The sequence below is a fragment of the Mesorhizobium sp. M1328 genome, from assembly GCF_040318075.1.
Taxonomy (GTDB): Bacteria; Pseudomonadota; Alphaproteobacteria; order Rhizobiales; family Rhizobiaceae; genus Mesorhizobium.
The window spans coordinates 14,894-38,117 of sequence record NZ_JAMYLO010000008.1; the positions used below are offsets into that span (position 1 = coordinate 14,894).

General features: G+C 63.1%; 17 protein-coding genes. 8 read left to right on the plus strand and 9 right to left on the minus strand.

The window, feature by feature from the left end; all coding sequences use genetic code 11:
• The first annotated feature begins 22 nt into the window (after positions 1-22).
• From NKH23_RS16350 to NKH23_RS16365, 4 genes are all read left to right on the plus strand, one after another.
• Entirely contained in the window at positions 23-997 is a 975-nt protein-coding gene (locus NKH23_RS16350; RefSeq protein WP_352717960.1) for an ABC transporter substrate-binding protein, read from the plus strand.
• Between the two features lie 74 nt (positions 998-1,071).
• The gene (locus NKH23_RS16355; RefSeq protein ID WP_352915764.1) at positions 1,072-2,148 is read left to right on the plus strand and encodes a quaternary amine ABC transporter ATP-binding protein; all 1,077 of its coding nucleotides are present in this window, start codon (positions 1,072-1,074) and stop codon (positions 2,146-2,148) included.
• A complete protein-coding gene (locus tag NKH23_RS16360) occupies positions 2,145-4,127 on the plus strand; it encodes an ABC transporter permease (protein ID WP_353035078.1) in 1,983 nt (660 codons plus the stop codon). The genes NKH23_RS16355 and NKH23_RS16360 overlap by 4 nt, the downstream gene beginning before the upstream one ends.
• A 141-nt stretch (positions 4,128-4,268) precedes the next feature.
• A complete protein-coding gene (locus tag NKH23_RS16365) occupies positions 4,269-5,915 on the plus strand; it encodes a hypothetical protein (RefSeq protein ID WP_352717954.1) in 1,647 nt (548 codons plus the stop codon).
• Positions 5,916-6,038: 123 nt separating this feature from the next.
• On the opposite strand, the gene NKH23_RS16370 is transcribed toward NKH23_RS16365, so the two are convergent.
• The 5 genes from NKH23_RS16370 to NKH23_RS16390 form a co-directional block, all read right to left on the minus strand.
• Positions 6,039-7,220, minus strand: coding sequence for a M20 aminoacylase family protein (locus NKH23_RS16370; protein ID WP_352717953.1), 1,182 nt, complete (start codon positions 7,218-7,220; stop codon positions 6,039-6,041).
• Positions 7,221-7,265: 45 nt separating this feature from the next.
• Positions 7,266-8,039 (minus strand): amino acid ABC transporter ATP-binding protein, encoded by a 774-nt coding sequence (locus NKH23_RS16375; RefSeq protein ID WP_352717951.1) that lies wholly within the window; start codon positions 8,037-8,039, stop codon positions 7,266-7,268.
• Entirely contained in the window at positions 8,026-8,937 is a 912-nt protein-coding gene (locus NKH23_RS16380) for an amino acid ABC transporter permease (RefSeq protein ID WP_352717949.1), read from the minus strand. The genes NKH23_RS16375 and NKH23_RS16380 overlap by 14 nt, the downstream gene beginning before the upstream one ends.
• An 8-nt stretch (positions 8,938-8,945) precedes the next feature.
• Positions 8,946-9,776: an ABC transporter substrate-binding protein gene (locus NKH23_RS16385; protein WP_502908318.1), complete on the minus strand. Its 831-nt coding sequence runs from the start codon at positions 9,774-9,776 to the stop codon at positions 8,946-8,948.
• Positions 9,777-9,848: 72 nt separating this feature from the next.
• Entirely contained in the window at positions 9,849-10,823 is a 975-nt protein-coding gene (locus NKH23_RS16390; protein WP_352717945.1) for a substrate-binding domain-containing protein, read from the minus strand.
• Positions 10,824-10,931: 108 nt separating this feature from the next.
• On the opposite strand from NKH23_RS16390, the gene NKH23_RS16395 reads away from it, so the two are divergent.
• The 4 genes from NKH23_RS16395 (at position 10,932) to NKH23_RS16410 (ending at position 20,406) form a co-directional block, all read left to right on the plus strand.
• Positions 10,932-12,269: an aminotransferase-like domain-containing protein gene (locus NKH23_RS16395; RefSeq protein WP_352915758.1), complete on the plus strand. Its 1,338-nt coding sequence runs from the start codon at positions 10,932-10,934 to the stop codon at positions 12,267-12,269.
• A gap of 391 nt (positions 12,270-12,660) precedes the next feature.
• The gene (locus NKH23_RS16400; protein WP_352977857.1) at positions 12,661-13,836 is read left to right on the plus strand and encodes an MFS transporter; all 1,176 of its coding nucleotides are present in this window, start codon (positions 12,661-12,663) and stop codon (positions 13,834-13,836) included.
• A 125-nt stretch (positions 13,837-13,961) separates the two neighbouring features.
• Entirely contained in the window at positions 13,962-15,455 is a 1,494-nt protein-coding gene (gene cysK / locus NKH23_RS16405; protein WP_352717939.1) for a cysteine synthase A, read from the plus strand.
• Positions 15,456-15,690: 235 nt separating this feature from the next.
• Positions 15,691-20,406: an alpha/beta fold hydrolase gene (locus tag NKH23_RS16410; protein ID WP_352915756.1), complete on the plus strand. Its 4,716-nt coding sequence runs from the start codon at positions 15,691-15,693 to the stop codon at positions 20,404-20,406.
• Positions 20,407-20,469: 63 nt separating this feature from the next.
• Here the strand turns inward: NKH23_RS16410 and NKH23_RS16415 are convergent, their stop codons facing one another.
• The 4 genes from NKH23_RS16415 to NKH23_RS16430 all read right to left on the minus strand — a co-directional run bounded on the left by NKH23_RS16415 (position 20,470) and on the right by NKH23_RS16430 (position 23,054).
• Positions 20,470-20,760, minus strand: coding sequence for an alpha/beta fold hydrolase (locus tag NKH23_RS16415; RefSeq protein WP_352977859.1), 291 nt, complete (start codon positions 20,758-20,760; stop codon positions 20,470-20,472).
• Positions 20,711-20,986, minus strand: coding sequence for a DUF1127 domain-containing protein (locus tag NKH23_RS16420; protein WP_353024829.1), 276 nt, complete (start codon positions 20,984-20,986; stop codon positions 20,711-20,713). Before NKH23_RS16420 ends, NKH23_RS16415 begins: the two co-directional genes overlap by 50 nt.
• Before the next feature lie 136 nt (positions 20,987-21,122).
• A complete protein-coding gene (locus NKH23_RS16425; RefSeq protein ID WP_352915754.1) occupies positions 21,123-22,364 on the minus strand; it encodes an NAD(P)-binding domain-containing protein in 1,242 nt (413 codons plus the stop codon).
• Positions 22,365-22,454: 90 nt separating this feature from the next.
• Positions 22,455-23,054, minus strand: coding sequence for an OsmC family protein (locus NKH23_RS16430; RefSeq protein ID WP_353035081.1), 600 nt, complete (start codon positions 23,052-23,054; stop codon positions 22,455-22,457).
• Between the last annotated feature and the right edge of the window lie 170 nt (positions 23,055-23,224).

The window sequence follows — 23,224 nt, forward strand, 5'->3', positions numbered from 1 at the left end:
AGAGCTTGACAGGAGAACAAGCATGTCACTTCGGAGCATGATTTCGAATTTCTCAATGGGAGCCTTAACACTTGTCGCCGCAAGTGCACTGACACCTTCGGCCTATGCGGCGGCGCCGGAATCCAACGACCCGATCAAGATCGCGCTGTTCGACTGGACCAGCGTCAATCTGAACGCCAAGATCCTCGGCGGCATCCTCGAAAAGCTCGGCTACACCGTCGAGTATCCGACCGCCGACTATCTCTCCAGCCTGACCACCGGCCTGACCAATGGCGACATCGATGTCGGCCTGGAATTCTGGGACACGACGGCCGGCGAGGCGATGAAGGCCTCGGACGCGACGGGCCAGACCGAACGCCTCGGCAAGCTCGGACCCAAGGCCAAGGAAGAATGGTGGTTTCCCGAATATATGAAAGAGAAATGCCCCGGCCTGCCGAACTGGGAGGCGCTGAAGGACCCGAAATGCGCCGAGGCCTTTTCGACGGCCGAAACCACACCGAAGGGGCGCTATCTCGGCGGCCCGGTGACATGGGAAGGTTTTGACGACGAACGCGTCGAGGCGCTGAAACTGCCCTTCACCGTCATCCATGCCGGCACCGATGCGGCGATGTTCGCCGAACTGGACTCGGCCTATCAGCGCAAGGCGCCGATCATGCTGTGGATCTATTCGCCGCATTGGGCGCCGGCCAAATACAAGGGCGAATGGGTCGAATTCCCTGACTATACGACAGAGTGCTACACCGACCCGAAATGGGGTGTGAACCCCGACGCGAAATATGACTGCGGTAAGCCGCATGGCGAGATCTGGAAATATTCCTGGGCCGGGATGAAGGACAAATGGCCGGTCGCCTACAAGGTCGCGAAAAACTATACGGTCGATACCGACGAGCTCAACAAGATGAGCGGCCAGATCGATCTCGAAGGCAAGACGCCGGAAGACGTCGCCGCCGCCTGGATCGCCGCCCACGAAGCCGACTGGAAAGCCTGGGCCGAGTGACCGTCTGACTGGAAATCCGACGACCCGGCCATTCGTGGCCGGGTCTCGATCCCGTGTTCCAGAAGGACGATCGCATGACCGATACGATTGAACAGGCGGCGAAAGCGGGCAACGATGCCCGCCCGATAAAGCTTGCCTGTCGCAATGTCTGGAAGCTGTTCGGGGCGGACGCGGCCAATTTCATCCGCCGGCGCGACGGCAAGGCCAGCACGGCGGACATCGCCGCGGCCGGACTGGTTGGCGCGGTGCGCGCGGTCGATCTCGAAATCCGCCAGGGCGAGATCTTCATCATCATGGGACTTTCCGGGTCCGGCAAATCGACGCTGGTGCGCTGCATGTCACGGCTGATCGAGCCGACCCACGGCAAGGTCGAGTTTGAAGGCAAGGACCTGCTCAAGATTTCCGATGCCGCGCTGATCGAGCTGCGACGCCATCGCATGGGCATGGTGTTCCAGAATTTTGCCTTGCTGCCACATCTCGACGTACTGGAGAACATCGCCTTTCCCTTGGGCATCCAGGGGCAGGACCGACCGACGCGCGAAAAGCGGGCTCGCGAGGTCATCGAGCTGGTCGGCTTGCGCGGCCGCGAGCATTTCTATCCGCGCGAGCTTTCCGGCGGACAGCAGCAGCGTGTCGGCATCGCCCGCAGCCTCGCCACGAAGCCGGAAATCTGGTTCCTCGACGAGCCGTTCTCGGCCCTCGATCCGCTGATCCGCCGCGAGATGCAGGACGAGCTGATGCGGCTGCAGACCATGCTGCACAAGACCATCGTCTTCATCACCCATGATTTCGACGAGGCCATCCGGCTGGCCGACCGGATCGCCATCATGAAGGACGGCGAGGTCATCCAGATCGGCACGCCGGAAGAGCTGGTGGTCAACCCGGCGACCGACTATGTCGCCGAATTCACCCGCGACGTCGATCGCGCCAAGGTGATATCGGCGCGCAGCCTGATGCGCGCCTGCGACGGCGCCGAACATGGCGGTGTGGTCGCGCCGGATGCCAAGGTATCAAGTTTTTCGGCTGATATCGTCTCCGCCGGCAAACCGTTCGCGGTGGTCAACGGCACCGGCAAGCCGATCGGCGAAGTCACGCCTCAAGCGGTGATCGATCTTCTGGCAGGCATCGAGCGTCGTGGGTCCGGCGCATGACGGTCACGGCAAGCGCCAGCGCAGCGAGGCCCCGGCCGGTTCAAACCTGGCTGGCGATCTGGGCCTGCGCGCTCGCCGCCGTGCTTATTGTCTTCCTGCTGCAGGAAAGCCTGCCCTGGGCGGTCAATTACCCGGCCGACTCGACCGTTCCTGTCGCCGACTGGGTCAGTGCGCTCATGAACTGGGTGAAGTCGAACTTCTCCTGGCTGACCCGCTCGATCACCGCGGTGCTCGGCGTGCCGCTCGATTTCGCGCTCAGTCTTCTGGCCAAGAATTTCAAGATCGGCCATGGCGGGAATATGATCGTCTTGCCGCGGCTGTCCTGGGTCGGCGTCTGCGCTGCCGCCTACCTTGCGGGGCGCGCCGCCGGCGGCTGGAAGCTGGGTGCGCTGGTCGGCGGCTGTTTTCTCTACACCGCGCTGTTCGGGCAGTGGACCAGCGCCATGCTGACGCTGGGCTTGATCTCGATCGCCGTACCGTTTTGCATTGTCACCGGGCTGTTCGCCGGCATCTGGGCATGGCGCAAGCCTTGGGTGGAGAGGCTGTTGATCTCCCCTGCCCTCGATCTGATGCAGACGATCCCGACCTTCGCCTATCTCATCCCGATGCTGCTTCTGTTCGGCAACAGCCCGGTTTCGGCAATGATCGCGACGGCAATTTTCGCGACACCGCCAATGGTGCGGGCGACGATGCTGGGCCTGTCGCGGGTGCCGTCGGAGATCGACGATTTCAGCGAGATGGCCGGCTGCACGGCACGGCAGAAACTGTGGCGGGTGCTGTTGCCGTCGGCGCGGCCGACATTGATGGTCGGCGTCAACCAGGTCATCATGCTGGCGCTCAATATGGTGATCATCGCCTCGATGATCGGCGCCGGTGGGCTCGGCTATGATGTGCTTTTGGCGTTGCGCGCGCTCAAGGTCGGCGAGGCGATGGAAGCTGGCCTCGCGATCGTCGCACTGGCAATTGCACTCGACCGGCTGAGCCAGGCGATCGCCCACAATCACGCCAAGGGCAATGTCCGCCATCAGCCCGGCACCAGCTTCTGGCGGCGCTATCCCAACCTGACGCTGGCCGTCGCCATCCTCGCCGTCACCACGCTGCTCGGCCTGTTCGTGCCGGCCTTCGCCGCGGTGCCGAAGGCGATCACCTTCACCACCGCGCCTTTGTGGAAGGCGGCGGTGAACTGGATCACCATCAACTTCTTCGACACGATCGAAGCGTTCCGCGTGGCGCTTATCCTCAACGTGCTGAACCCGGTGCGCGCCTTCTGCGAGGGCTTTCCGTGGCTGGGCGCGGTGTGTCTCCTCGGCCTTGCCGGCTACCAGCTCGGCGGCTTGCGCCTCGCCGCCCTGGTCGCGGCATTGACAGCGTTCTGCGCCGTCACTGGCCTTTGGGAAAAGACCATGGCGACGGTCTATCTGTGCGGCATCTCGGCCTTTATCGCCTGCCTGATCGGCATCCCGATCGGGCTGATGGCATCGCGCAGCGACCGCTTCGAAAAGATCGTCACGCCGGTCAGCGACACGCTGCAGGTGCTGCCGTCGTTCTGCTTCATCATTCCGGTGGTCATGCTATTTAGAGTCGGCGACGTCACCGCGATGATCGCCACCGTCGCCTTCGCCGTGGTGCCGGCCATCCGCTACACCAATCACGGCATCCGGCAGGTGCCGCCGGCGCTGATCGAGGCGGCGAAGGTTTCCGGCTGTACCAGGCGCCAGACCTTCTTTCGCGTGCAGCTGCCGCTGGCGTTGCCCGAGATAATGCTCGGCGTCAACCAGACCATCCTGATGGCACTGGCGATGATCATCATCTGCGCCATGGTCGGCACGCGCGATCTCGGCCAGGAGGTGTTCATCGCCCTGTCCAAGGCCGATTCCGGTCGCGGCATCGTCGCCGGCCTGGCCATCGCCTTCATCGGCATCGTCGCCGACCGGCTGTTCAACGCCTGGACGGCGAAGGCTCGGGCAAGGCTGGGATAGTCCGGGACGTCGCTAATGGCGCGCCGGTGATGAGTTACCGATCCCTATGCCTAAAGACATAGCCCTTCGGGATTATTGCTCGCTCTAGCCTCACATCGTACGGCTGTCATGGGACGGGCAGGCTCAACAGGAGAGCGAACAATGTCTAAACGCGTTCCCTTTACTCCCGGTGATCTAACGGATCGTCAATGGGGCACTGATGACACCCTCGCAGGCGATCTAAATACAAATATCTTGATCGGCGATGCTGGCGGCAGCCTGCTAGATTTCTCGAGGGGCGGCAACGACACCTTCACGGGGCCGCCATCCTCCACCACCACTGCTTACGGCGATGCCGGCGAGGATAGCTCGGACCACAGCAAGGGCGGCAATGACACTTTCACAGGCGCCTCGCTAGGCACCTACATCTTCTTCGGTGACGTCGGCGGCAACATGTTCGTCCATGCTCAGGGCGGCGACGACAGTTTTAGGGCCGAGGGCGACTCCTTCAACACTTTTTACGGCGATGCCGGCGGCGACATGTCGGACCACAGCAAGGGCGGCAACGATACCTTGAGCAGTGAAGTGGGTAGACGGGTAGACAACACGTTCTACGGTGACGCCGGCGGCAACATGTTCGGCTTTGCTCAAGGCGGCGACGACATTTTCGTGACCAGCACTCGACAAGGAGCCGACCACACCTTTTACGGTGACGCGGGCGGCGAGATGTCCGATCATAGCAAGGGCGGCAACGACACCTTCCAGGGCTCGATAGAAGCCAATAACATTTTCTACGGTGACGCGGGCAGCAACATGTCCGGCAATGCGCAGGGCGGCGACGACAGTTTCACGAGCCGGACCGACTCCTTCAACACTTTCTACGGCGATGCCGGCGGCGATATGTCGGCCTACAGCAAGGGTGGCAACGATACCTTCACGGGTAGCTTCTTTTCCACCAACACCTTCTTCGGTGACGCCGGCGGCAACATGTCTGACCATGCTCAGGGCGGCGACGACCACTATACGGACCTGGGTGGGGAGATTGGGAGCAAAACTCTTTATGGCGATGCGGGTGGCGATCTTTCCGGTTTTGCCGCGGGCGGCAACGACAGCTTCACGAGCGCGGGTGGCTCGGAGATAACTTTCTACGGCGACGCGGGCGGCAGTATGTTCGACCATGCGCTTGGGGGCGACGACGTGGCCGTGCTGCAAGGCACTCATAATTTGGGGTACGGCGATGCGGTCACGATGCTCGGCAGCGCTGTGGGCGGCAATGATTCCCTGACTGGCGGCGACAGGAGCTCCGGTCCGGATGTTCTAAGCGAGTTGTACGGCGACGCCCTCGCTATGTCCGGTTCCGCCCAGGGCGGCAACGACATTCTTACCGGGGGCGACAACAACGAAAGCGGCCAGGTCCATAACTTCCTGTGCGGCGACGCTCTACAAATGTCCGGTTCGGCCAAAGGTGGAGATGATACCCTGTACGCCGGGAGCGCGGCACCTGGCTGCACGGTCATCAATGACATGTGGGGTGACGGACAACTGAGCGAGTTGGCTCAGGGCGGCGCAGACCAATTCATATTCAAGGACGATGGTTCAATGACGGTCGGAACCCAAAACACCATTTACGACTTCAGCCAGACCCAAGGCGACACTATCGTGTTTAGTGGCGTGGAGGGCGTCCAATCGTTCGATGATCTCACTATTTCGCAAAATGGAACCAGCACCATCATTACCGCGGGAGTCGATCAAGTTACTCTCGCAAACTTTACAAGCCCGCTGACGACGAGTGACTTTTTGTTCGTCTGAAAGCGAAGCTCTTATCGCATTCGAAGAGGGGGAATGGGTGAGAATTCGTTGAGCATCGTCGCGCGGCCGGTCGCCCCAATTCTGCTCGACCGGCCGATCGACAATCCAAGCCGCAGGTATGGCTCAAGCGGCCAGAAATCTCTCGGTCAATCGAGCCCAGAGCGCTGCGCCGACGGTCAAATTGCCGTCGTTGAAATCATATTTCGAGCTGTGCAGGATGGCTGAATCCTCGCCGTTGCCGAGGCGGAGGAAGCAACCAGGTTTGTGCTCAAGGAAATAGGAAAAGTCTTCGCTGCCGGGGATCAGCGGGCAGACGGACACCTTGTCCTGACCGACGAGTTCGACAGCGACGTCTGTCGCGAAGGACGTCTCGCCCTCGGAATTGATCAACACCGGGTAGCCGCGCTCGTAGTCGATCTCGACCGTTGCGCCATGTGCCTGCGCCACAAGTGCTGCGATACTGCGAATGCGCTTCTCAAGCGTGTCGCGAATCTCGGCCGAGAAGGAGCGGACGCTCAGCGTGATCTCGGCGTGTTCCGGGATGACGTTGGAGGCCGTGCCGCCATGAATGGTGCCGACGGTAACGACAGCCGTCTCGATCGGGTTGACGTTGCGCGACACCACCGTCTGCAGGGTCATCACGATGTTGGCGGCAGCGACGATCGGGTCAACCGTCAGGTGCGGACGCGAGGCGTGGCCGCCACGCCCGGTGATCTTGATCGTGACGGTATCGCTCGCCGCCATCAGCGGCCCGGCGCGCATCAGGAACGAACCCGTCGGCGCGCCCGGATGGTTGTGCAGCCCGAATATCGCATCGCAGGGAAAGCGCTCGAACAGGCCGTCGGCGATCATCGCCTGCGCCCCGCTTCCCTTGCCGGCTTCCTCGGCCGGCTGGAAGATAAGGTTCACCGTGCCGTTGAAATGCCGCGTGCGCGCCAGGTATTCGGCCGCGCCGAGCAGCATCGTGGTGTGGCCGTCATGGCCGCAGGCGTGCATCTTGCCGCTGGCTTGGCTGGCATAAGGGAGATTGGTCGCTTCGGTGATCGGCAGGGCGTCCATATCGGCGCGGATGGCGATGCTGCGGCCGCTGCCCTGGCGCAAGCGGCCGACGACCCCGAGCCCGCCGACATTGCGCGTCACCTCATAGCCCCAGCTTTCGAGGCGTTCGGCAACGTATGCAGCGGTTTCGTGCTCCTGGAAGGAAAGCTCGGGATGCGCGTGCAGGTGCTGGCGAGCCGCCGCAAGCTCGGCGGACTTGTCGGCGAAGTCGGAAACATCGGCGAACTGGTTGGAGGTCTTTGGCATCGAAGGTCCTTTGCCGGCCGAGCAGGTAATCGCGCCGGCTTTGCTTTAGATGAAACGGCTCAAGAAAGCCCGCGTACGCGGGTGCCTGGGTTTGGCGAGAACCTCGTCCGGAGGCCCGGCCTCGATCACATTGCCGTCGTCCATGAACACCACCCGATCCGCCGCTTCGCGCGCGAAGCCGATCTCATGCGTGACCACGATCATGGTCAAGCCCTGCCTGGCGAGATCACGCATGGTGGCGAGCACCTCGCCGACCAGCTCCGGATCGAGCGCCGACGTCGGCTCGTCGAAGAGCATCAATTTCGGGCGGATGGCGAGCGCACGGGCGATGGCGACGCGCTGCTGCTGGCCGCCTGAAAGCTGGCGCGGATAGGCGTCGATCTTGTCGGCGAGACCGACACGGGTCAGCAGTTCGCGGGCGTAGCCGATCGCCTCCTTGCGGTTCTCCCGGTGAACGCCGACCGGAGCCTCGATGACGTTCTGCAGGGTCGTCATGTGCGGATAGAGATTGAACTGCTGGAACACCATGCCGATCTTGCGCCGCTGCGCGGCGATCGCCCGGTCGGAAAGCTTGTCGAGGCGGCCGTCGTGCAACCGGTAACCGAGCTGCTCGCCGTCCACCTCGATCGACCCTTGGTCGATCGCCTCGAGATGATTGATGCATCGCAGGAAGGTCGACTTTCCGGAGCCGGACGGTCCGAGAACGACCACCACCTCGCCAGGCGCGACGTCCAGGTCAATGCCTTTCAGCACCTCGAGCGGGCCGAACGCCTTGTGAACGTTGCGCGCCCGGACCAGGGGCGTGTCATGCGCGCTCATTGGCGGCCTCCAGGGTGGCGGTCGCCGTCTTCTCGCGGTCGCCGCGGCTGTAGTGGCGTTCGATCGCGCCCTGCGCGACGTTGAGAATGGAGGTGATCAGCAGGTACCAAAGCACCGCAACCATCAGCAGCGGAATGATTTCGAAGGTGCGGTTGTAGATCGACTGCACCGAGTAGAGCAGGTCGGCCATGGCGATGACGCTGACTAGCGACGTCGCCTTGATCATGCTGATCAGCTGATTGCCGGTCGGCGGGACGATCGACCGCATCGCCTGCGGGATGATGATGCGCCGCAAGGCCCGCGGGCGGGTCATGCCGAAGGCTTCAGCCGTTTCGGCCTGTCCCTTGTCCACCGACAGCAGCCCGCCACGGATGATCTCGGCCATGTAGGCGGCCTCGTTCAGCGCCAGACCAAGAACCGCGGCCGTCAAAGGCGTGATCAGGTCGTTGGTGTTCCAGCTGGCGAAGCCGATGGAAATGCGCGGAAACAGCGTCGAAAGGTTGTACCACAAGATCAGTTGCACCAGCAGCGGCGTTCCCCGGAAGAACCAGATGAACAGGCCGGAGAGGAAGGATGCCAGCCTGTCCTTCGACATGCGCGCGATGGCGAGCAGCAGGCCGAGCACGATACCCAGGATCATCGCCACGACCGTCAGGCCGAGCGTTACGGAAAGCCCCTGCATGACCGTGGGATCGAAGAAATACTGGGCGACGACCGGCCAGCCGAAATTCGGGTTGACCGCAACGATATAGGCGAAGCCGGCCGCCACGGCGACGGTGAACGCCCAGAGCGCCAGCCGGACGAGCGGAAACGGCCGGTGGGCTCGTTTGACGTCGCGCAGCGCGTCGTCGGGACGTCGCGGCAGCCCGGCCGCGTAGGCAGCGGTCGCGTCGGTCATGGCAGCCTCTACTGGCCCTGGTTGATGCCGGGTGCATCGATCATGTTCTTCTCGAGACCCCACTTCTTCATGACCGCGGCATAGGTGCCGTTCTTCATCAGGATTTTGAAGGCGTCGAGCAGCACACCGCCCAGCGGCGAGCCCTTCTTGACGACGGCGCCTTGATAGATGTCCTTGAAGCCGTTGGCCTGGCCGACACCGGCGAGTTCCAGCTGGCCCTTCGCCTGCTCGACGAAATAGGTCAGCGGCGCCTGCGAGGAGAAGAATGCGTCGGAGCGCTTCGACCGGACGGCCAGTATCGAACTCGGCTGGTCGGTGAAGGATTGCACCTCGACGGCCGGCTTGCCGCCCTCGGTGCATTTCTGCGCCTGCTGCTTGATGACCTTTTCGGCCGACCCGCCCGACATGACGGCGATGCGCTTGCCGCAAGCGGTGTCGAGCGAGGTAATGTCTTGCGGATTGCCCTTCTCGACGGCGAAGACGACGTATTCGCGCACCCAATCGACGAAGTCGTTGGATTTCTGCCGGTCGGGATAGTCGCCGACAGGCCCCATCGCGAACTGATAACGGCCGGCATTGATGCCACTCAGCAACGCCGGCAGGCCGGCGACCGAGGCATGATCGACTTCGACGCCGAGCAGCTGGCCGATGGCGTCCGAAATGTCCTTGGTCGCCCCCGACAGTTCGGTGCCGGTGACGATCTCATAGGGCGGGAACGAACCGTTGTTGACGGCCGTGATCTTTCCCGCCGTGCGGATCTCTTCCGGCAGCCGGGCCCGCAAGTCTTCGTTCACCGATTGCTTTTGGACGTCCTGGGCAAAGCTGGCCTGCGCCAGCATGGTGACGAGCGAGGCGAATATGAAGCTGATTGTCCTCATGGCATTCTCCTTCGTGTTCTCCGTTGCGCGTTGTCAGGCTGCAGTGGCCCGCGACCTGGCCTCGAAAGGAAACAAGGCTTCGGCGGAAATCGGTTCCGTCAGAATGCCCTGGGCATGTAGCTCGGTGACGAAATCCTCGATCATGCGCCAGTTGGCAGGCAGGCCGCTGGCGTTCCAGGAGGCAGGCAGGTCGCGCCCCGCATGAAGCAGCTCCTCGAGGACCCAGGGCGAGGTATCGGCATATTTTCGGCGCTTTGCCGTCCAGACGCGCTGGCTTTCGTCGATCAGCCTGGCAAGTTCCTGCGGCAGCCAAGAGTGCTCCCTGGCTATTGCGGCCTTGACGGCGACCAGATGCATGCCCGGCACATAACCGACGTCGGCGAAATAGGCGCGTTCGGCCGCGCGAAAATCGCGCAGCACTTGCCGGAAGCCGGAAGCCGGGCCGAAAAAGCCGTCCGGCATGAAGGGCGTGAAAACGGCGTCGAGCTCGCCTTGCGCCAGCAGTTCCATCATCGGGCGCTCGCCCGGTGCCGCTTCGATGCGCCCCGGCCTGCCGAATCCGTCGAGGCGGTCGGCGACCGGGTGCTCGGATGTCAGCCTGCCGGCAAACCAATAGGCATCCTCGATGCCGACACCTTCCCGGCGAAGTGCTGCTCGCGTCCATGTGTTGCCGGAATCGCGCCAGCCGGTCACGCCGATGCGTTTGCCGGCAAGGTCGGAGAGCCGCTCCAGCGGGCTGGTCTCGACCGTTATGATGCAGCGATGGCGAAAGCCGCGCATGATGAAGCACGGTATTCCAACCACCGTATCCCGGCCCGACTCCATGGCCGACACATAACGGCTGAATGAGACCTCCGCCGCATCGTAGTTCGGATCGGTGCCGAGATCCGCGATCAGCGTGGCGACACGATCAACCTTCACCGACAAGCGGCTGGAGGCGACGTCACCCAAGACCAAGGGAGTGAGATAGTCCCAATCGCGGGTGGCTATAGTGATGGAGACGGGCATCGGCATGAACTTCAAAGCTATGTTTGACCGGCGATTGGTAAATGTTTATTTTTGGCCGATCAAATGTTATTATGTTACTGAACATTCACCCTGACAGTTGTTGATTCGATGGACTTCGATGCAGGATGGTTCGCTGAACGCCTTGGCGACCGCACGACGCGGGGCATCGCGCGCGAGACCAGTGCGCTGATCAGAAGCGGCGCGCTGCCTGTCGGCGCAAAACTTCCGCCGGTGCGCGATCTGGCCTATGTGCTTGGCGTCAGCCCGGCGACTGTCTCGCAGGCGTGGAGCGAGCTTCGGCGCTACAAGATCATCGGCGGCCGTGGGCGCAACGGCACCTGGATCATGGGCAACCGCTTTGCCGCCCGGCCCGAGCGCCACATGAGCGGCGGCAATTACGGTGCGGACGTTCTGAACCTGGCGATCGCGGAGCCCGATGTGATGCTGTTGCCGCCGCTCGACATCGCGCTGGCGCATGGCGCGCGCGCCGAAAAGCTCAACAGCTACGAGCGGGTGCGCATTCTGCCCGAGCTGGAGGCCGCCGTGCGCCCGTCATGGCCGTACGATCCTGGCGCGTTCCTGGCCACCAATGGCGGCTACAACGCCATCTACACCTTGCTGCATGCGCTGGTCCCGTCGGGGGCGCCGGTGGCTATCGAGAACCCGACGGCGCTTCGCCTTCTCGACATCCTCGAAGATCTCGACGTGCCGATCATCCCGGTGGACTGCGACAGTGAAGGTCCCTTGCCGGATGCACTTGCCAACGCTCTGCGGCAGCGGCCCGTCGCGTTCCTGTTCCAGCCGCGCGTCCATTCGGTGACCGGCGCCTGCATGTCGTCGGCGCGGCTGGAAGTCATCGGCGACCTGCTCGCCGGCACCGACGTACTGATCGTCGAAGATGACGGCGTCGGCGATATTGCCTCGGCGCCGCGCATTTCGCTGGGCCGGCGCTTTCCCGATCGCGTCGTCCACATCCTGTCCTATTCCAAGACCCATGGCCCGGACCTGCGGCTCGCCGTGCTGTCCGGATCGGCGACGATCGTCGAGCAGATCCAGTCCTATCGCAGCTTCAGCTCGGGATGGACCAGCCGTATCCTGCAGGCGGCCACCGCCTGGCTGCTACAGGATCCTGCCACGGCTGACCTCGTTGAGCAGGCGAAGGAGGTCTACCGCCGCCGTCGCGCACGGCTCGCCGGCGAACTGGCGAAACGCAATGTCGCGATCGACGCCGGACACGGTCTCAGCGTCCTCATTCCGGTTGCCTCGGAACCTTACGCGATGGTCACGCTGGCCGCGCACGGCATCGCGGTCCATGCCGGGGCGAAGTTTTCGACCGGAAAAACGAACGCCGTCCGCGTCGCGACCAGCATCCTGGACGAGGAGCACCTCGAGCACGTCGCAAATTCCCTGGCGCTGGCAGCCGACCCGGCGCGGGAGGTTAGCTGAAGGCAGGCCTCCGATGGATAGTCGCCGACTTGCTATATACAGGCCCTGTCCTCCGTCGCGCTCAACTGCCACTGGCGCTTCTCGAGATCATGCTCGGCGTCAACCAGTCCCTCGTGATGGCGCGGCGATGATCAGAAGATCTCACTAATCCGCCGTTCACCGAGACGAGGCTGCAGGTCTAGGCGGGGCCGTTTCCACGGCCCGCGGTGGAGCTTTCCACGCTGACGCACACGCCTGCTTCCATATCGCTGGCCGATGACAGCTTCGAAGAGATCCTTCGAGGGGCAAGAACATGTCGAATCGTCAAATATCACCAACTGCAGGCAGGGAGGTTCGGGACAGCACAATACGGCTGCGCGGCCTATTGGCCGCGGCCGGCGCCACGATCGCCATGGCTTTCGGATTTGGCAGCCTGGCACTCACATCCGTTTTCATCAGACCGCTTGAGGCGGAGTTTGGCTGGTCGCGAGCCGACATCAGCCTTGCCTACACGCTATCGAGCGTCGGCATGGCCCTGGGCGGGCTGTTCTGGGGCCGGCTTGTGGACCGTTTGAATATCAGAACACTGCTATTCATCGGCTCGGCTGGCATGGTGGTCGCGCTCGCCGCGCTTTCCTTTGCCACTTCGCTCTGGCAGATCTATGCCGCCAACTTCGCTTTAGGCGGGCTAGGCTTTGCCTGTCTCTATGCGCCGGTACTTGCCGTGACCGGGCTCTGGTTCGACCGCCGCCGCGGCCTGGCGATAGGGATCGTCACAGCAGGCGGAGCCCTGGGCCAGGGCGTACTGCCCTACGCCGCAAATGCATTGATCGATGGCGTCGGCTGGCGCCTCGCATACGCGATCATGGCTGTGGCGACGACGGCTGCGCTGGCGATCTTCATGCCGGCGGTTCAGGCGCCGCCCGTCAATCGGATCCTTGCCGCACCGGCGCATTTTTCAGCGAGGCCAGGCTTCCAAGGTGGCCATCTTTCCCCGGTGACGCTGCTATCTGCCGCAGCCTTCCTCTGCTGCGCCTGCATGGGCGTCCCGCTGATGCACCTCACGAGCTTCGTCACGGCCGTGTGCGGATCTTCGGATGTCGGATCGCTCAGCCTGCTGATCGCCATGCTGTTCGGCGCCATCGGGCGGATCGTATTCGGGCTCCTCGCCGACCGGGCAGGCAACATTTCTGCCTACGCCCTGGCGTCGTTTATTCAGACGGCATGCGTTGCGATTTTTCCCGCGCTGGACCAGCAGCTGAGCCTGCTGGCGCTGTCGGCGGTTTTTGGCTTCGGCTTTGCCGGAAACATGACATGCCTGATCCTTTGCGTGCGCCAATTTGCGCCAGCCGAACGCTTTGGCCAGTCACTCGGCATCGTCATGCTGATCGCCTGGGTGGGGATGGGCGTGGCCGGATATTTCGGCGGCTTTGTCTATGACAGCTTCGGCAGCTATGGGCCCGCTTTCCTGGCGGCATTTGTCGCAGGCGCGGCCAGTCTCGTGGTTCTGGGCGCATTGGCGGCATCATCCAGCGCAAGAGCGCAGGTCCCATGCAGCCGCGTTCCGGATCCTGCGATGTGCCGCTGATTCAAACGTCGAAATCCATTTACTTCAACGTTGGTTCGAACGCTGCAAACCACGGCCTTCCTGCCAACCTCAGAGATCGAACGGACCGGCGGAGCACCGTCGTCACCAAGCAAGGACCAGCTGAGATGAGCAGTATCTACGACAGCATTCTCGACACGATCGGCAATACGCCGGTCGTCCGCCTTTCCCGCATCAACAACGGCGCCGCTTCGCTCTATGCCAAGCTCGAGGCGTTCAATCCTGGCGGCTCGGTCAAGGACCGGCTTGCCGCCGCGCTCATCGAAGAAGCGGAGAGTTCCGGCGCACTTCGGCCTGGCCAGACGGTGATCGAGGCGACGAGCGGCAACACGGGCATAGGACTCGCCATGGTTTGCGCGAGGAAAGGCTACCCTCTCGTCATCGTCATGCCGGAAAACGCCAGCCTCGAACGCCGCAAGCTGATGCGTTTTTTCGGGGCCAAGGTCGTGTTGACCCCTGCCGTCGAGCGCGGCAGCGGCATGCTCGCCAAGGCGGTCCAACTGGCCGGAGCGCACGGCTGGTTCCTGTGCCGGCAATTCGAGACGCCCGTCAACGCCGATATTCATGCCCGCACGACAGCGCTTGAAATCCTCGCGGCGTTCCAGAACCGTCCACTCGACTACTGGGTCACCGGCACCGGGACCGGCGGAACACTTGCCGGTGTGGCGCGAGTGCTCAAGCGCGAGCGGCCGGAAACGCGGATCATAGTCTGCGAGCCCGACAATTCGGCGCTGCTGTCGAGTGGCATTCCCCAAACTTTCGACGAACAGGGGCTGCCGACTCGGGCGCACACCCGCTTCCGGCCACATCCGATGCAGGGGTGGAGCCCTGATTTCATTCCGCAGATCGTCGGCAACGCGATGGCTGACGATCTTGTGGACGAGATCCTACCCGTTTCAGGCGCCAGCGCTCTGGAAGCCGCGCGCCGGCTTGCGACGGAAGAAGGAATACTGGCGGGCATCTCCGGCGGGGCAACCTTGAGCGGGGCACTGGAAATCGCTCGACGCGTCGGCCCGGACCGAAACGTGCTCTGTATGTTGCCTGATACGGGTGAGCGGTATCTCAGCACGATCCTGTTCGATCACATCAGCGAGGAAATGTCGCCCGCCGAAGAGGCGATCTCTCACTCCACACCCGGCTACCGCTTCGACCGGCCGCCATCCTTCGCCCTTTCATCGGCACCTGTAAACGAAATCCAAATCGATCAGTCGGCGCATGCGATGGTCGACAAGGCGATCCGTGATCCGGAGCGTCCGGTGGTCATGTTCGCGCTGACATGGTGCGAATTCTGCTGGACGGTAAGAAAGCTCTTCGACCGCGCGGGAATCGCCTACAGGTCCATCGAAATCGATGCTCCAGAATTCCAGAAGAACGGCCTGGACGGGGAAATCCGGAAGGCCCTGAGGGCCCGGATCGGTTCGCCTACAATTCCGCAGGTCTTTGTCGGCGGCGAGCATATCGGTGGCTGCATGGATACGCTTGCGGCCTGGCGGGACGGCACGCTCGCCGCCCGGCTGGAGTTCGTCGGGGCAAGCTACACGTCCAGCGCATGCGCAAATCCCGAGAGCCTGCTGCCTCGATGGGTGCGCGCGGCAGCGTGAGATCCCGCCTACGGGCTTTTCAGAGTGCCGTTACCAGCACTAGCCGAGCCGGAACGGGCGTGATCCCGTTTCCGGCTCGGCTTTCATCCGCACCTGTCCGTCCCGGCTCTCTCACGAAGAGAAGAGCAAATCAGCGCAGGCGGAAACCTCGCGCTCCGGAAACGAACGCTTTCGGCAGCGGCACGGACTTGATACAATCCATCGCTAATTTAGCAGGCGCACTAGGATCAACAAAGTGTCGCTCGAAATTCGCGTTCTCGGAGATCTGACCGTCCTTCGCCTTGGCGAGGTCGTTTCCTTGCCGCCTTCGAAAAAGACGCGGGCGCTGCTGGCCTATCTTGCCCTCGTAGAGCGCCCGCAGCGGCGCGAGCGCCTTTGCGAGATGTTCTGGGAGGTACCGGACGATCCTCGCGGCGCCCTGCGCTGGAGCCTCTCGAAGATCCGACAGGTTGTCGAGCTCGGGGACGGCGGGATCCTGGAAGCCGACCGTAACGCAGTTCGCCTGAACACCAGCGAAATCGTGCTGGACGTCGCGCCGCTCCGCGGCCTTGGCGCTCGCGACATAGAGGCTCTCGAAGGGGAGAAACTGGAGGCACTCGCCGGAGCGTTCCGCGGAGGTTTCCTGGATGACCTCTCATTGCCGCGCTGTCCGGAATTCGAAGCCTGGCGCATTGCGACCGCCGACGAACTGCACGTGACGCATCTGCGCATCCTTCGGGTGCTCGTCGACCGGCTGGCGGATGAGCCGGCGCGGGCGCTTCCGTACGCCCATGTCCTTCACGGGTTGGAGCCCGAAGACGAGGCTCTTCGAGCGGACATCCGCCGGCTGAGCGAGGCAGCACGGCAATCCGCCATGGTCCAGAGCCGCGCTTCGAGAACCGAACCCGCGGCCGCTCCCAGCGGAGAGACCGTCACTCCGCAGGTTTGGCCTGCAGCGGAGATACAGCTCCGTCCTCCGCCGGAGCGAGTCCTCGCGCAGGAGATCCGCCGGTGCACGACGCCCGATGGCGCGCGCCTGGCCTATTCCTTGAGTGGTCAAGGTCCCCCTTTGGTAAGGGCCGCGCACTGGATGTCCCATCTCGAGCTCGAATGGGACAGTCCGGTGTGGAAGCATTGGATCGAGGGCCTCTCGGCGCACTACCAGCTGATACGCTACGACCAGCGCGGCAACGGTCTGTCGGACCGGTATCCCGCCGACCTATCCTTCGAAGCCATGGTCGCCGACCTGGAGAGCATCATCGATGCGGCCGGTCTGCGCCGCGTTTCCCTGCTTGGCATTTCCCAAGGGTGCGCCGTTTCGATAGCCTATGCCGTCCGGCATCCCGAGCGCGTGGCCGGGATGGTGCTGTATGGCGGATTTACCAAAGGCTGGCGCAAACGGGGCAATCAGCGCGAAATAGCGCGCCGCGAAGCGATGGGATCGCTGATACAGGAAGGGTGGGGCCAAGACGACCCTGTGTTCCGGCAGATGTTCACCTCCCTCTTCATTCCTGAAGCAACGCCGGAACAGAGGAATTGGTACAACGAGCTGCAACGCAATACCGTCTCGCCGGAGATTGCCCATCGCATTTTCGAGGAAGGCGCCGTCATCGACGTGGACGAGCTGTTACCACGGGTCCGCGTTCCGACTCTGGTGATGCATGCCACGCGGGACGCAGTCATTCCGTTCGACCATGGCCAAGCGATGGCAGGGAAAATTCCCGGCGCGCGTTTCGTCGCGCTCGACAGCGCCAACCACGTGCTGCTTGGCCATGAACCGGCATTCGCGACCTTCGTGGAGGAAACGCGTCGTTTCCTTGCCGACCCTGAACAGACGCAGCAATTGGCCGGCCCTCCGGCGTCCTTGGGAATCAACCGCTCCCGGCAGTACATAACCGTACTAGCCACGGAAGTGGTCAGTCCCATGCATCTCCTCGAAACGGAGGATCCGGAAGTGGCGATCCGCGAATTCCAGCCCGTCGAGGATCGGGTGATAGAAGTCGTGGAGAGTCATGGCGGCGTCGTCACGTCGGCTGCTGACGGGACAATCACCGCAGCATTCGGCCTCGCTCGCGCCACGGAGGATCACGCTTATCTTGCATGCCGCGCCGCGCTTGCGGCCAAGCTGGCGGTGGAGGAGCTTTCCCAGGGCGGGATCCAGTTGAGGGTCGGAATAGACACCGGCGAGGTGATCGTACGGCAGCAATGGACGACCCAAGCCAGCAAGGTTGAACTGGCCGGAGCCGCGCCGCGTGCAGCCAACCGGCTGATGCGTGCCTTGCACCGTGCGACGATCGCCGCGACAGGCCGGGCGCGCGCAGCAGCCGGGGGCTATGTGCAGATGCACCGCTTGGCGCATTCGGAGCATCCACAACTTGGCCGCGACGAACGCGTTTACGAGCTGTTGGGCGAAAATCACGCTCTGTCGCGCTGGCACTTGAGGGCCAACCGCGGCCTCACCGGACTGGTGGCCCGCGAGCTCGAGCTCAAAATCCTTCTTGCAACCTGGCGCAGGGTCAGGGAGGGCCACGGCCAGGTCGTCGGGATCGTCGCGGACCCCGGCATGGGCAAGTCGAGGCTTGCCCATGAATTTCTCTCCCTCGACGAGGTGGCCGGTTTTACTGTGCTTGAATGCGGCGGTCTGGAATTTGATTCGTCAGTTGCTCTCGGGGCTGTAAAGAAGCTGCTGCTCTCGGCCTGTGGCATTCGCGGCGAAGACGGCTTGGCGGAAGCCGAGCGCCTGTTTGCCTTCAAACAGGCGGAGTTGAACCTGGATCCACGTCACACGGCGCCGCTCTCCTTCCTCGCGGACCTGCCGGTCAACGATTCTTCCTGGCGGCATCTCGATGCGCGGGAGCGGACCTCACGCGTATCCGAAGCGATGAGCGCTTTTCTCGTTGCCTTGAGCCGAGCCGCACCCGTCGCCGTGCTTATCGAGGATCTGCACTGGATCGATGCCGAGAGCGAGGCTGTAATGAACAGGCTGGTCGAAGTCATGGGTGCCAACCGCATCATGCTGCTCGCCACCTACAGGCTGCAGTATCGGCACGAATGGAATCGCCGCGGCTATTTCCAGCAGATAAGACTGGAGCGGTTCGCGCGAGATGAAATGGAGCAGTTCCTCACCGAATTGCTAGGATCCGATCCCAGCCTGGGGGAACTGCGGAAGTCGCTTGCCGAGCGGGCCGAGGGCACACCGCTATTTCTGGAAGAAATGGTGCGCGGACTGGTGGCGGACGGCGTCCTTGCCGGCCAGTTGGGCCGCTACGAGCTCACGAGACCGGTGGAATCCATCACCGTCCCGTCGACGGTTCAATCGCTCATCGCCGCACGCATCCAGCAGCTAGGTGACTCGGAAAGGCAAGTACTCCAACTGGCTTCGGTTATCGGCAAGAATGTTCCGTTTCCGCTGCTGAGGGCGCTCTCGCCGCTCTCGGAGGCGGAGTTGGAGGCATGCCTGGCCAAACTGCAGAGTCTGGAATTCCTGTTCGAGGTCCAGAGCTATCCTCACGTGGAATATACCTTCAAGCACGCGTTGACGCTGAAGGTGACCAACGAATCTCTGCTGGCGGAGGACCGAAAGAGGCTGCATCGGGCTGCGTTGGTTGCGACGGAAAGACTCTATGCCGGGTCGCTGAACCACCACATCGAGCAATTGGCCGAACACGCTCTTCGTGCCGAGGCATGGGAATCTGCCGCGGATTATCTGCTGCAAGCGGCGGGTCGGGCGGAGGAACGTTCGGCCTATTCCGCCGCGGTCCAGTTCCTGGAAAGCGCCCGCAAGGCGGTCGCCGCGCTGCCCCGAAATCCGACAACCCTGGCCCAGGCGATCAACCTGCGGGTGCGGATGCGACCCGCCTACGGCGCCCTCGGGGCCTACCGGAAGGTGCTGCCGCAGCTGTTGGAAGCGCGCGAACTGGCCATGGAACTGGGCGATCCGCAACTCATTTCCGACGTGTTGCTCCACTTGAGTTATCTTAACAGCTCCCACGGCCGCTACGAGGAGGCGCTGGAACCGGCCGATACACTCAAGCGCGGCGCCACGGCAAACGGCGTGCAGCGCTGCATAAGCGAGTCGGATCTGGCCGCCTCACAGGCGCTTCTGATCCGCAGCGAGGCCCGGCAGGTGCTGGAGCGGCTTGTTCCGCATGAGGAGAGATTCACCAAAGCTTGGCGTCTGGAGCGTTTCGGACAGCTCGGTGCGCGTGCGGTTTGGTACCTGGGGCACCGTGCGCAAGCGGAAGCGCGCCTTGGCCGGTTTGACGATGCGGAGCGTTCGCTTGCCGAACTGCATAAGGTCGCCGCCGAAGTGGCGCGCCCGATCGACAGCTGCGCGGCCGCCTATTTCACCGGTGTGGTGGGCGTCCTGCGCGGACCCGAGCCGACGCTTGTCGAGGCGCTGCAATTGTGGTCCTCCGAAGCCGCGACCAGCGGATCTATCCTACTCCGGCCATGGCTGTTGACGGTGCTCGGGCATGCGGAATTCCTGCTGGGCCGCAACCACGACGCGGGCGCCACCTTGGAGATGGCGGTGACCGAGTCTGAGCGGCTCGATCTTGCCCAGTTCGAATGTCACGCGCGCGCTGTGCTCGCATGCGTGCGTGCGCGCCTCTGTGAGCCGGAAGCTGCGGCCAATCTCGGCCATGCGCTCGAGTTAGCACGGGGGCGCGGCGATCCGTGGAGCCAGATCATCGTACTGCGCGGCCTTGCCGAGCTGAAACCTTCCAGATCGGCGATTGGCTGGCTCGAACAGGCCTGCAATCTTGCCAGGCGGGTGGAATTGCGGCCGGAGCTTGCCCGCTCCTTGCTAGCTCTCGGGCTTGCGAAGCGGCGCGGCAAGATCGCTGGCGCGGATGCCACTCTCGCGGAAGCGGCCAAGCTCTACACAGAAATGCAGATGCGGGACGATTTCTTCGACACGGAGGAGCCGGCCGGAAATATGATACGCGATCGCATAGAAGCTACGGTGTGAATTCTCCGCACCCACGGATCTGCTTCGAAGGGTCGTGCTGCCTGTGGGACAGGCAAGTTGCGGTCATGCAGCTCGCGATCCCGCGGTGTCATGGGACAAAATCTGCCGGACCAAACGATCCGCCACCAGATCTGCGTGGGTCAGCGGCCCCATGTGTCCCGCGCCAGGAACAATCGTACCGATTGCGCCCTGAACGCGGGAAATGAGTTCCCGGGCGATGAGCCGCGTCGGAACTGAAGCAAATTCGCCGCGCAATACCAAGACCGAAAAGCCAAATCGGGCATATTCGCTTGCTGACATCGACTCATGGATCAATGCGTGGAAGTCGAGGCTGGCCTTCGGCAGAAACTGCACCAGTGCCGCCTGAACGCGTGCGGCGGCTGGGGTCACGCCCGGCAAACCAGGTGATCGAGTTGATCTCGAAGCGGGTGATGCCGACGTCGCGCAGGATGTAGTCCGGCAGCTCATTAAGCTGTCGACGGTCCCGCTGGATGCGAATGAAATGCCAGACTGCGGCCAGCATCGTTCCGCCGGCCCAGCGCAAACCTCGCGTTGTGGTGAGGGACAGGGAAGGGTTCATCATTGTACTCATTTCGATTTTCTCCATGGTTGCGGGCGCTAACTATGGCGCCAGTGGAGCCCTTGTCGTGGTCGGGCGTGAGCGTCAGCGTTGATGGCAACGTCGATTTTTGCCGCACCAGCGTTGTATTCGGCGGTCAGGCCGCGGCTCGGCGAGAGGCGTCGAGAAACATTGCCATGTGAGCCGCCAAAGCCTCGGCATCGCGGCCGACGCCGTCGAGGAAGCTGGAGCTTCGATGGCGCATGAAATTCAGGCCTAGCACGTAAAGTCCCGGATACGCGCAGACGCCGCCATCGTTCAGGATTTCGCCCCGGGCGTCGAACACATCCAACTTCAGCCATGGGTATTCGCGGCGATAGCCGGTGGCCCATATGATGGTCTCGATACCCTCGTCGATGAGGTCGATTTCGGTCGGTTCGGCGCTCAGGATCAGGCTCGGAATGGAACCGGGATCGATTGAGTAGCGGCCCTCGCCGGCGGCCGCGCGGTCTATGTTGGCCAGCACGCGCCTCAGTGTGCGTTCCGCCGCCGCGGTCGTGTCGGCGAGATCGCCATTGAACCGAATGCGTGTATCGCAAGCGGCAATGGCTCGACCAACAAGACGAACGCCTTGCTGCCGAAGGCCGGCGAGATCGAGCGACCTGCGCTCGGGTGTACCTATGAGCTGTAGCGAGGGCTGCCGCCGTGCCGCGGCGAGATCCGAGACTTCGGCGACGGGCTTGGCAAGCATTCCCAGCCGGTCGAGCCACCACAGGATGTCGTGCCCGCGGTAGAGCCTCGGCAGGCGTGTATGGCTGCCGACCGACAGGGTTACCGGGCGGCCGGACCGATTGATCTCCTCCGCAAGTTGTATGCCGGTCGCCGAGGCCCCGGCCACGAGAACGCCGCCCTGAGCCAGTTGCCGGGGATTGCGATAGTCCCGCGGCACGATCTGCCTGATGCGGGAGGAGATCTCCTTTGCCAGTGGCGGAATGCGTGGCCTGTCGCTGTATCCGGTCGCGATCACGACCGCACGCACGCTCCATTGGCCGCGATCGGTCAGCAGCCGGAAGCCTCCGTCGATCGTTTCGACCGAAAGCACCTCCACACCGTCCTCCACCGGCGCGGTGATCGAGCACGCGTAATCCTCCAGGAACCCGACGGTCTCAGCCATTGTCATGAAGCCGTTGGGATCGGCGCCGCGATAGCCGCCGCCGGGCAGGCGCGTCATCCAGTTGGGCGTCAGCAGGCGGAGCGAGTCCCACCGTTCGCTGCGCCAGCGCTCCGCGATCCGGCCGCGCTCCAGCACGACGTGGTCGACGCCGCGCTCGGACAGGCATCGGCTCATGGCTAGACCCGCCTGTCCGGCGCCGATAATGGCCACGTCTGTACGCTGCATGGAATCCGCGCCTTGCAAGCAGGGGCAACAGATCGCCGGCGCCATCCTTTTCCAGGACGAGGCCGGCGATATTGCTCTTCCGGACCGAAGTCAGCCTTTCACGACAACCGAGACCGGCACGCCGTTGGTCAGCACGTCGAACACGGCGGAACGGGCACGCGACTGCGTCACGATTTCCTCGAGCTTCTCAGCGGGAGCATCGCCCTTGATCTTGAAGGAGATACGGATGCCTTGGTAGCCGTTGCGGACCTCGTTCGAGATGCCGAGGATGCCGCGAAGGTCGATGTCGCCTTCGACGGTCGATTCCACCTCATGCAGCGTCACCCCGCGCACGGCCGCGATGTTCGCGATGCCGGCCGTGAGGCATGAAGCAAGCGCGTGGAGAAGATATTCGACCGGCGTCGGGCCGTTGTCTGTGCCGCACAGCACCGCTGGATGGTCGCTGTCAGCCTGGTAGGCCATCTTGTGAGACTGCTCGGTGCCAGCGCCGAAGAAATTGGCCATGGTGCTGCTGCTGTGCGTGCCGGCAATCCAGCGGCTCTTGGCACGGAACTGGAACTTGGCAAGCTCGGGCTGCCCCGCGACTGCGTTGATGGTGGCCAGAAGGGTGGGCGTGTCAACGCCGTTCCTTGGCTCCCGCGGCGCCTTCTTAACGGAAGACTTCTCCATGACCATTGTATCGTCCTGCATGTCATTCACTCCTGGTTCGGATGTTGCTCGACCGGGATTGCCCGGACGGCTAAACCTCGGCCGGCAGCGTTTGACGTGCAGTGGGAACAATAGTGGGAAAACGAGAGGTTTTTTGCGTCAGCCGGTAGTGAAGAGCGCCAGGACCGTAATCAGCGAAACGACGGGCCTTC

What these genes read in the sequence shown, in the direction of transcription:
- NKH23_RS16350 (WP_352717960.1), top strand. Translation starts at nt 23, where the DNA reads ATGTCACTTCGGAGCATGATTTCGAATTTCTCAATGGGAGCCTTAACA.
- NKH23_RS16355 (WP_352915764.1), top strand. Translation starts at nt 1,072, where the DNA reads ATGACCGATACGATTGAACAGGCGGCGAAAGCGGGCAACGATGCCCGC.
- NKH23_RS16360 (WP_353035078.1), top strand. Translation starts at nt 2,145, where the DNA reads ATGACGGTCACGGCAAGCGCCAGCGCAGCGAGGCCCCGGCCGGTTCAA.
- NKH23_RS16365 (WP_352717954.1), top strand. Translation starts at nt 4,269, where the DNA reads ATGTCTAAACGCGTTCCCTTTACTCCCGGTGATCTAACGGATCGTCAA.
- NKH23_RS16370 (WP_352717953.1), bottom strand. Translation starts at nt 7,220, where the DNA reads ATGCCAAAGACCTCCAACCAGTTCGCCGATGTTTCCGACTTCGCCGAC.
- NKH23_RS16375 (WP_352717951.1), bottom strand. Translation starts at nt 8,039, where the DNA reads ATGAGCGCGCATGACACGCCCCTGGTCCGGGCGCGCAACGTTCACAAG.
- NKH23_RS16380 (WP_352717949.1), bottom strand. Translation starts at nt 8,937, where the DNA reads ATGACCGACGCGACCGCTGCCTACGCGGCCGGGCTGCCGCGACGTCCC.
- NKH23_RS16385 (WP_502908318.1), bottom strand. Translation starts at nt 9,776, where the DNA reads ATGCTGGCGCAGGCCAGCTTTGCCCAGGACGTCCAAAAGCAATCGGTG.
- NKH23_RS16390 (WP_352717945.1), bottom strand. Translation starts at nt 10,823, where the DNA reads ATGCCCGTCTCCATCACTATAGCCACCCGCGATTGGGACTATCTCACT.
- NKH23_RS16395 (WP_352915758.1), top strand. Translation starts at nt 10,932, where the DNA reads ATGGACTTCGATGCAGGATGGTTCGCTGAACGCCTTGGCGACCGCACG.
- NKH23_RS16400 (WP_352977857.1), top strand. Translation starts at nt 12,661, where the DNA reads ATGGCTTTCGGATTTGGCAGCCTGGCACTCACATCCGTTTTCATCAGA.
- cysK (WP_352717939.1), top strand. Translation starts at nt 13,962, where the DNA reads ATGAGCAGTATCTACGACAGCATTCTCGACACGATCGGCAATACGCCG.
- NKH23_RS16420 (WP_353024829.1), bottom strand. Translation starts at nt 20,986, where the DNA reads ATGAACCCTTCCCTGTCCCTCACCACAACGCGAGGTTTGCGCTGGGCC.
- NKH23_RS16425 (WP_352915754.1), bottom strand. Translation starts at nt 22,364, where the DNA reads ATGCAGCGTACAGACGTGGCCATTATCGGCGCCGGACAGGCGGGTCTA.
- NKH23_RS16430 (WP_353035081.1), bottom strand. Translation starts at nt 23,054, where the DNA reads ATGCAGGACGATACAATGGTCATGGAGAAGTCTTCCGTTAAGAAGGCG.